5 protein-coding genes are annotated in these 9,239 nt (G+C 38.7%); 3 read left to right on the forward strand and 2 right to left on the reverse strand.

The window, feature by feature from the left end; all coding sequences use genetic code 11:
- The first annotated feature begins 182 nt into the window (after window positions 1–182).
- From ndk to AB4128_RS16160, 3 genes are all read left to right on the forward strand, one after another.
- Window positions 183–614, forward strand: a complete 432-nt coding sequence (ndk, locus tag AB4128_RS16150; RefSeq protein ID WP_055024661.1) for a nucleoside-diphosphate kinase — start codon at window positions 183–185, stop codon at window positions 612–614.
- Between the two features lie 744 nt (window positions 615–1,358).
- Window positions 1,359–3,989: a TonB-dependent siderophore receptor gene (locus tag AB4128_RS16155; RefSeq protein ID WP_055024660.1), complete on the forward strand. Its 2,631-nt coding sequence runs from the start codon at window positions 1,359–1,361 to the stop codon at window positions 3,987–3,989.
- A gap of 414 nt (window positions 3,990–4,403) precedes the next feature.
- A complete protein-coding gene (locus AB4128_RS16160; protein WP_055024659.1) occupies window positions 4,404–7,079 on the forward strand; it encodes a TonB-dependent receptor in 2,676 nt (891 codons plus the stop codon).
- Window positions 7,080–7,276: 197 nt separating this feature from the next.
- Here the strand turns inward: AB4128_RS16160 and AB4128_RS16165 are convergent, their stop codons facing one another.
- Together AB4128_RS16165 and AB4128_RS16170 are read right to left on the reverse strand one after the other, a co-directional pair.
- A complete protein-coding gene (locus AB4128_RS16165) occupies window positions 7,277–7,645 on the reverse strand; it encodes a TraR/DksA C4-type zinc finger protein (protein ID WP_055024658.1) in 369 nt (122 codons plus the stop codon).
- 155 nt (window positions 7,646–7,800) lie between these two features.
- Window positions 7,801–8,748: a tRNA-dihydrouridine synthase gene (locus AB4128_RS16170; RefSeq protein ID WP_372038274.1), complete on the reverse strand. Its 948-nt coding sequence runs from the start codon at window positions 8,746–8,748 to the stop codon at window positions 7,801–7,803.
- Window positions 8,749–9,239 lie beyond the last annotated feature (491 nt).

A 9,239-nucleotide genomic window follows, 5' to 3' on the forward strand; every position in this document is an offset into this window, starting at 1 on the left:
AATTAGCTTTAATTAGCTTTGTTTATGGCTAAATTGGCTTGAGGCTTATCACAATTTCTGTATTACCTAGGTCACAAGGTTACATTTTGATTATGTGACGCTATTAACCCTATGCATGTTGGCGTAAATTTCGTATAATCCGCGCGAATTTAAAACCCGTATATTTAAGAAGGAAGCTTTTCATGGCTATCGAACGTACTTTTTCTATCATTAAGCCTGATGCTGTTGCAAAAAACCACATTGGCGCTATCTACAACCGTTTTGAAACTGCTGGCCTGAAAATCATTGCTGCTAAAATGGTTCACTTAAGCAAAGAGCAAGCTGAAGGCTTCTACGCTGAGCACAGCGAACGTCCTTTCTTTGGTGCTTTAGTTGCATTCATGACTTCTGGCCCAATCATGGTTCAAACGCTTGAAGGCGAAAATGCTGTTCTAGCTCACCGTGAAATTTTAGGTGCTACTAACCCAGCTGAAGCTGCTGAAGGAACTATCCGTGCTGATTTCGCTGAAAGCATCGATGAGAACGCTGCTCACGGTTCTGATTCTGTAGCATCTGCTGAGCGTGAAGTTGCTTACTTCTTCAGTGCTGAAGAGTTATGTGCACGCACTCGTTAATTCTTAATTGAATGACGCTAAAAGGAGCCTTATGGCTCCTTTTTTGTTGTGCAATGTTGACGAAGACTTATTTTACTTAAATTAAATGGTATCCAATGTCAGTTTAAGAGGCAGTAAGCAATCCCATTGCTGCATTATCTTATCTGGCTGCTTTAATTTCTCTTTTCATCACAACCTTGTTACTTTTTGCATAGTTATTCTTGTTTTATTCACTTTATATGCAGCTATTCTTTGGCTGTTTATCAAACACACACTGATTTTTCATATTCTTTGCTTTTAATATGCCTAAAAATGCACATTTTTATAATTTACTCGTCAAATTGTGTACGAATAAATAAATATTTTTAAAATTTAATTTGTTACTTAAGTTAATTATTTGTTAAATATTGTCTCATTAATGTTTATTTATTTTCTATATTTTAATTTAGATTTAACCTTTTTGATCAAATAGTGCTCACAATTAATGTTCGGTGTTACCTTTGTTTAACAAATATATCATGTTGATGTTACATGTGGTGCGTTATTTTATTTAAGTGTATGATAAATAATGATTTAACATATTTATAACAGGTGTTAAGCTTTTAGTGTAACCATTCTAATTTCAAACGTTATTAATTTGTAATAGATGTTGACTAATGTGATTTTATTTAACAATAATGCTCTCGGTTAATTAAATGTTTAACCTAAAAAATAAAAAATATAACGTTATGACTTTATATATGACATAGCGAAGGGAGTATTATAATGAGTTCAGTATCTTTAACAGCTAAGGCTATTCGCCGTGGCTTATTGACAATTGCAGCAACGACTGTAGCAACAGGTTCTGTTTTTTCAGCTAGTGTAATGGCTGAAGAAGCACAAGCAGAAAAAGTAGAAAGAATTGCAGTAACCGGTTCACGTATTAAACGTACCGATATGGAAACTGCTAGCCCAGTAAGTGTTATTGATGCTTCATCTATTATCGCATCTGGCGCTACATCTATTGATGACGTTTTACAAAAAATGACCGCATCTGGCGGCGCGATGACTAACGCTGCTGTAAACAATGGTTCAGGTGGTAACGCTCGTGTAAACCTACGTGGTCTTGGTTCAAACCGTACTCTTGTTTTAGTTAACGGTCGTCGTATGATTGCATCTGGTACTGGTGCAGCATCTTCAGTTGATTTAAACACCATTCCAGTTTCAATGATCCAACGTGTTGAAGTACTTAAAGACGGCGCATCTGCTGTATATGGTACAGATGCTATTGCTGGTGTTGTAAACGTTATCTTAAAACGTGACTTTGATGGTTTAGAGCTAAACGTACAAACAGGTATTTCTGGTGAAGGCGATGCAGATGAAACTAGCCTTGATTTCACTATGGGTAACACATTCGATAAAGGTAATGTTGTTATTAACGCTCAGTACACTAAGCGTGGCGATGCAAGCCAAGCAGACCGTGATTTCTCTGATTGTCCTATCGCTGAAGGTGCTGACGGCCTATATTGTGCAGGTAGTTCATACTCTGAAGGTGGTCATATTTGGGGTGCTAATGGCGCAGATTTAAGTGGTCGTGGTGGTGAATATCATGAGTTCACTGATGCAGATCGTTATAACTACTCAGCTTCTAGTTTCTTATCTACGCCAATGGAGCGTTTAAACTTAAGCATGGCTGGTACTTACGAGCTTTCTGATAACGTTATGTTCTTCTCTGAAGCTATGTACTCTAAGCGTTGGTCAGATCAACAGATGGCACCTCAACCAATTTGGAACAGTGAATCTTGGGAATACCAACCAATTTCTGCTGGTGGTTGGATGACAGATGAACTGCTTCCATGGGTAGAAGATGGCGAGCTTGTTGATTATGGTCGTCGTATGGTTGAGTCTGGTTCTCGTGACTTCTCTCAAGTTGTTGATACTATTCGTTTAGTTGTTGGACTAGAAGGTGAGTTCGACAATGGTTGGACTTGGGATGCATCTTACAACAAAGGTAAGAACGACTCAGTTGATACTTTAGCTAACTTACATAACATTGGTTCAATTAATGATGCTGTTCAAGCTCAAGAATTTGATCCTTTCTTACAATCTTCTTGGATGGGTGACAGTATTGCTCCATTCGTATACACAGAAGTGAACGCTGGTGGTAGTGAGTTAGATATCGCAGCACTTTCTCTTGCTGGTGACATTGTAGATCTTCCTGCTGGTACTATGGGCTTTGCTGCTGGTTATGAATTCCGTAAAGAGTCTGCTTATTTCACTCCTGATTCATTAACTGCTCAAGGTCTTGCAAATGACCCACGTGTAGAAGCAACTTCTGGTTCATTTGATGTAAATGAAGCATACGTAGAGCTTGCTATTCCACTTATCAGTGATGTTCCTTTACTTGAGCAAGTTGACTTAAGTGCAGCTATTCGTTACTTCGATTACAGCACATTTGGTGATGATACGACTTGGAAATTGGGCTTAACTTGGCGTGTATTCGATGACTTGATGATCCGTGGTGGTCAATCAACTGCATTCCGTGCACCTACAGTATCTGAGTTATTTGGTGGTAAGTCTCCATCATTCGACCAAATTGTTCACCCTGCAACAGATCAAACTCAAGCTGAAGTAACTGTTGGTGGTAATCCAGATCTAACACCAGAAGAAGCTGATATCACGACGATTGGTTTGGTTTACTCTCCAAGCTTCGTTGAAGGGTTATCTTTAACTGTTGATTACTACGATATCGGTATTACAAATACTATTACTTCAGTAGATTCGAACTACATTGCTAATCAGTGTTTAGATGCAAACGGTAACAAGATCAATGAAGGTACTGCATTATGTCAGTCTTCAAACATTGAAATTGACAACACTGGTCGTATTAGTTTTGATAATGGTTTACAAAATATCGGTGAAACAAATACATCTGGTTTCGATATTAACTTAGCTTACACATTTGAAGGCTTAGGTTTAGATTGGAAAGCAGGTCTTGATACTTCTATCTTAGATACTTATGAAGAGTATGACCAAGATGGAAATGTAATTGACTATAAAGGTTACATCACAGGTGGTGTAGGTGCATACGCAGAGTTAAAGACTAACTTTAACTTAACTGCTGCTGGTGATGACTGGTCTGCTACTTATGAAGCACGTTACATCGACGGTATGGATTCATTTGCTTGTAAAGATGACCCAAGTGACTGTTACGCGCCTTCAGTTGACTCAATCGTTTACCACGATATCTCAGCATCTTACGATATTAACGAAACTGTTAGATTGTCAGGTGGTGTGAATAACGTATTAGATGAGCAGCCTCCATACTACTCTGGTAACAACGATTCAAATACCGATCCGTACACTTATGATGTATTAGGTCGTTACTTCTTCGTTCGTGCTAGCGTGAAGTTCTAAATCACAAAATTTACCTTGTAAGTTAAGGTTAAATGTTAAAAATCTCGGCCAATGGGCCGAGATTTTTTTTTGTTTCGCTCTTAAAAAGTGCACAAAATTTACCATGTTATTGAGCGTTAACGAAAAGTAACCTTACATTTTCAATGGTTACTAGTTGTAACCGCTTTGAGCTGTTTGGCTGTAAAACAGTTGTTTTAATGTAACTTCTTGTAATATATAATTTTGTGCTAGTTACCTTTTGATACTATTTGCTAATATGTATTAATTTGTATCCTGCCCGTTAAATGGCTGTGTCTCTTGTTGAAGCTTTTGGGTTGTTTTAACAGTATCAATGTGAGGTCTTAACTTCGCTATAACTAAATAAAACAATAAAAAGTCAATACGTTATGAGATTTAACGTTCAGGGAGATTTACATGAGTTCATTAACGCTAACAGCTAAGGCGATTCGTCGCAGTATTCTAGCTGCAACAGCAGCATCGTTGGCTTTTTCAGGTATCGCTTTTGCTGAAGAAGCTGAAAAAGTAGAAAGAATAGAAGTGACAGGTTCACGTATTAAGCAAGTGGATATGGAAACATCTTCACCTGTAACAGTCTTAAGTGCTGCTGATATTGCACTGACTGGTGAAAAAACAGTTGCTGATGTACTTAACAACTCATCTATCAACGCATTTGGTTCATGGCGTGGTACGTCTGGTTATGGCTCTGGTGCAAGTGCAACTAGCTCAATTAACATGCGTGGCCTTGGCTCACAAGCTACCTTGGTATTATTAGATGGTCGTCGTATGCCAGGAACGAGTTCTAGTTCTGGTTCTACTGCTGATACATCACAAATTCCAATCGCTATTGTAGAACGTATCGAGATTTTACGTGATGGTGCGTCAGCTGTTTACGGCTCGGATGCGGTTGCTGGTGTAATTAACATCATTACGAAAAAAGAGTTTGAAGGTGTTCAATTAGATTACAGCATGGAAATGCCAGATGTTGAAGGTGGGGATGCAACTCGATTCTCAATTGCAACTGGTTACAATACGGATAAAGGTAATATCACTTTTACCTATGAGTATTACGATACTAAAGCTGTGATGGATCGCGATATCTGGAACATGGATGATGATTCTTATGGTGATTATAGTTCATTCAGTTCAGTTCCAAACGGCTATTACAATACTGGTAGAGTCGATGAGGATGGTGAAGACATTTATGAGTTCTATTCAAACTCAGAAATGTGTGATGACACAGAAAATGTCGTAAATGGTACTGATGGTAATAACAACGGTCGCTGTTATTACAGTTATGGCGAAGTAACAAAGTTATTTGGTGACATGACGCGTAACTCGTTTATGACCAACTTTAGTTATGATATTACCGATGATATTCAATTTCGTGGTCGTGGTTCTGCATCATTAAGTGAAACCAACACTCGTTATGCCGGAACACCAGTTTCTACCAATTACCCAGTTATGTCTGCGGACAATGTCTATAACCCAACGGGTGAAGACATGACGCTTTACATGCGTTCAGTTCAAATAGGTGAGCGTGATACGTTAACTGAAACAAATAACTACGACATGTTAGGTGGCTTTGTTGGTTTTGCTGACATTGGTAATGGTATCGATTGGGAGATTAATGCCCAATACTCAGGTTCTACAACTAATTCATTTAACTACAATTTGATTAATGATGACATTATTCAAAGTGAAATTGACACTGGTAACTACGATATCTTTAACACCAGTGGCATGAGCTATGATGAATGGGATCAAACCATGACTGCTCTTTATAGTGCAGCAAATCATACTGGTGTTTACCAAGGTAAGTTTGATAGCACTCAAATTGATGGCCTTGCTTCTACAACGTTTATTGATAGCGACAACTTTACACTGGCTATGTTAGTGGGTGCAGAGTACGAAATGATCAACTTCAAGCAAACATCAGATCCTGAGTCTGCTGCGGGTATCATTTCTGGTGGTTCGGGTGGTGATGATGTCGATGCAGAGCGTGATCGTACAGCTGCATACACTGAGATACAAATGGGCTTACCTGCCAACGTTGATGTATCGTTAGCTGTACGTTATGAACGTTATGAGCAAGAAGGCTCGCTAACGGGTGCTACGGGTGTTGTGACTAATTCATCTACTTTTGATGCCGTCGTACCTAAAATTGGTGTTAGCTGGCGTCCTGTGGATAGCTTATTAGTCCGTGCAAGTTATGGTGATTCATTCCGTGCTCCTAATATGGGCGAAATGTTCTCATCTCAATCTCTAAGTTTTGAAACTGCTTATGACTCAGTATGGTGTGAAGCTAATAACGGTTCTGATGAAAACTATTGTGCAACGGGTAATCAACATAAAACATGGTTTGGTGGTAACCCTGACTTAGAAGCTGAAGAAGGTAACTCTCTTACTTTAGGCGCTGTTTGGAATGTAACTGATGCTTGGAGTCTTGAGCTTTCTTACTACGACATTACTTACGATAACAAGATTGAAGCGGTTAGTGCTACAGATGTCATTCGTGACGAAAAGCTTAATGGTAGCTCAGACTTTGTGACTCGTGGGGCAGACGGTAAAATTGAATACATAGAAAGTGGTTACATTAATATGTCTTCGGTTGCTACCAGTGGTTTAGATTTTGCTACCTCATATAATTTAGAAACCGGTTTCGGTGACTTTAACTTCAAAGTTGATATGACACACGTATTAGAATTTGAAGAGCAAGCGAATGAAGAGTCTATTGCGATCGATTTAGCAGGTATTCAAGATTATCCACAATGGCGTGGTAATTTAGCTGCTGCATGGTACTACAATGACTTTAATGCAGCGTGGACTACTGTGTATATTGGTAGCCAATCTGGTCAATACTGGCGTGATCTAGGCTATGACTATGTCACAGATACACCGGATTACTTTAAGCATAATATCCAGTTCGGTTACACCCATGATTGGAACGGTACGATTACAGTAGGTATTAACAACGTATTTGATGAAGAAGCACCAACTTGGTACGACTTCTCAGGTTACCGCGATGTCAATACTGACTTGTATGATGTTCTAGGTCGTACTTACTACCTACGTATTAATCAAAAATTCTAAAGTGAATTTACGCTAAAAAAAACCTCCGCTAGTCGGAGGTTTTTTTATATCTCAAAAGCGATACGATTAAAATCGAGCAGTATTAAGATGATGGGGAAGGTGACTTTTATGAATCACTGTATACGCGAGTGAGTCTCGATAGTTTAGTGACTCTCGATATTTAAGTGACACGCTATTTTTTAATGGCACTTTATATTTTAATGGCTTAGTCGCAGCTCTTGTCGATGTTCATTACGGTGTTTCTCTGCACAGCAAGCGCATCGCTGCTCGGTAGGGTCTGCTGCTAGTCGCTCAGGTTCAATATCGGATTCGCAATCTGAACATAAGCCATACAAACCTAACTCTAATTGGCATAATGCGGCATCTAGGCGTGTTAATTGACCAAATAGCGGAGTGTCAGTTAAATTCTGCTGACTCATTAATTCAATAAGCTCGGTTAAGCTCATATTAAAGTGGCTTTGTGAGGCACTTTGCACATGACCTTTTTGATTTAATTGATGCACTAACTCATATTTAAGCTGCGCTTCTCTTTGCATTAATGATTGCTGTATTTCTTGAATACTCACAAAATGACCTAATTACTTAATCGCTTATCTGGGTATTTAGTCTAACGTCATCGGCTAGTATTGTTATGATGGAGATCAATTCAAAGCTTCATTTAAGCAAACAAATATTAAGTTTCGTTAATATTAATACGTACTAATGAAGCTTTTTTATGAAATTAACGATTTTGTTGTTCGTAGGTTTTTTCTAGTATGGCGACAATTTCATCTGTGGTTTTTAATACACGTAGGTCTCTAAATAACGCATCGGCTTCTGGGTATTGTTTATTAAGGTAGGTAAACCACTGCTTAACTCTTGCAGGGTAATAGTCTGACTTCTTACCAATTAATTGTTTTTGGGTGTAACGTAGCAACAAACTTAACGTTTGAGCCCAAGTATAAGGTGCTTGCTCCCCTTTAATTGCTGCAGCTAAGTTTGGTAATGACATTGCTCCGCGCCCTAGCATGATGTTGTCACAGCCAGTGACATCCATGCATCTTATTGCATCTTCACGACTCCAAATTTCACCATTGGCGATAACTGGAATAGGTAATCGTTTACGCACTTCAGTAATGTACTCCCAATAAGCTGGTGGCTTATAGCCATCAACTTTACTTCTGGCATGAATTGCAATTTCACTGGCACCAGCTTCATAAACAGCTAACGCATTTTCCATAAAGAGTGACTTGTTTTCAAAACCTAAACGGATTTTAGCGGTAACAGGTTGCTCATTCGGTACAGCGTCACGCATAGCTTTAACAATATCGTGGATGGTATCAGGGTATTGCAATAATACTGCGCCGCCTTTACTTCGATTAACCATTTTTGCAGGACAACCGAAATTAGCATCGACACCTTGTGAGCCAAGTTCAACTGCTCTGTGTGCATTTTCAGCCATGACACTTGGGTGTTGGCCTAACAGTTGAATACGTACCGGCGTACCAGAGGCGGTTAAGCCGCCATTGCGCAGTTCAGGACATAATTTGTAATAGACTTTTTCTGGAAGTAATTGGCTGACAACCCTAACGAACTCAGTCACCACCAAGTCATATGGATTAATTTCAGACAATATTTCTCGCATCAAGTCATCAATGACGCCTTCCATAGGGGCTAATACTACGCGCACGGTTCAACCTGTAATCAGTAAAAGGAGCGCTATTCTAGCGACTTTGATTTGTTATACAAATTCATTTATAAATCATCAAAAAGTAGCTGGGTACATGATTACTTAATTTTAATGATAAATATCAGCTAGATAAATCCTATTTTTACACTATGCTTACAACTATAAATTATTCTCTAGCAAGAAATTTTGAAAATAATTATGATTTAGATCAAATTATGTGAAATAAAAGTAAACGTGATTAGGTCTATTAAATTGTAAGCCAGCACTGTTAGTTGTTGGTCACCATTATAAAGTTTGAATATAAGGAAGATTATTATGAACTCAGTAAAGCAAACTACAGTAGCAATGGCGTTAGGTGCAGTGGTATTAACAGCAGGTGTTTCTACTCAAGTTGAAGCTAACCCATTTGGCTTCGAACAAATGAATGCCGGCTACCAACTTGATGGTGGCGAAGAAAAAGCCAAAGAAGGTAAGTGTGGCGAAGGTAAATG

This window comes from Shewanella sp. 10N.286.52.A9 (assembly GCF_041468985.1).
GTDB classification, from domain to species: domain Bacteria; phylum Pseudomonadota; class Gammaproteobacteria; order Enterobacterales; family Shewanellaceae; genus Shewanella; species Shewanella japonica.

Bases quoted from the DNA above. Each gene is read 5' to 3' on its own strand.
- ndk (WP_055024661.1), top strand. From the start codon at position 183: ATGGCTATCGAACGTACTTTTTCTATCATTAAGCCTGATGCTGTTGCA.
- AB4128_RS16155 (WP_055024660.1), top strand. From the start codon at position 1,359: ATGAGTTCAGTATCTTTAACAGCTAAGGCTATTCGCCGTGGCTTATTG.
- AB4128_RS16160 (WP_055024659.1), top strand. From the start codon at position 4,404: ATGAGTTCATTAACGCTAACAGCTAAGGCGATTCGTCGCAGTATTCTA.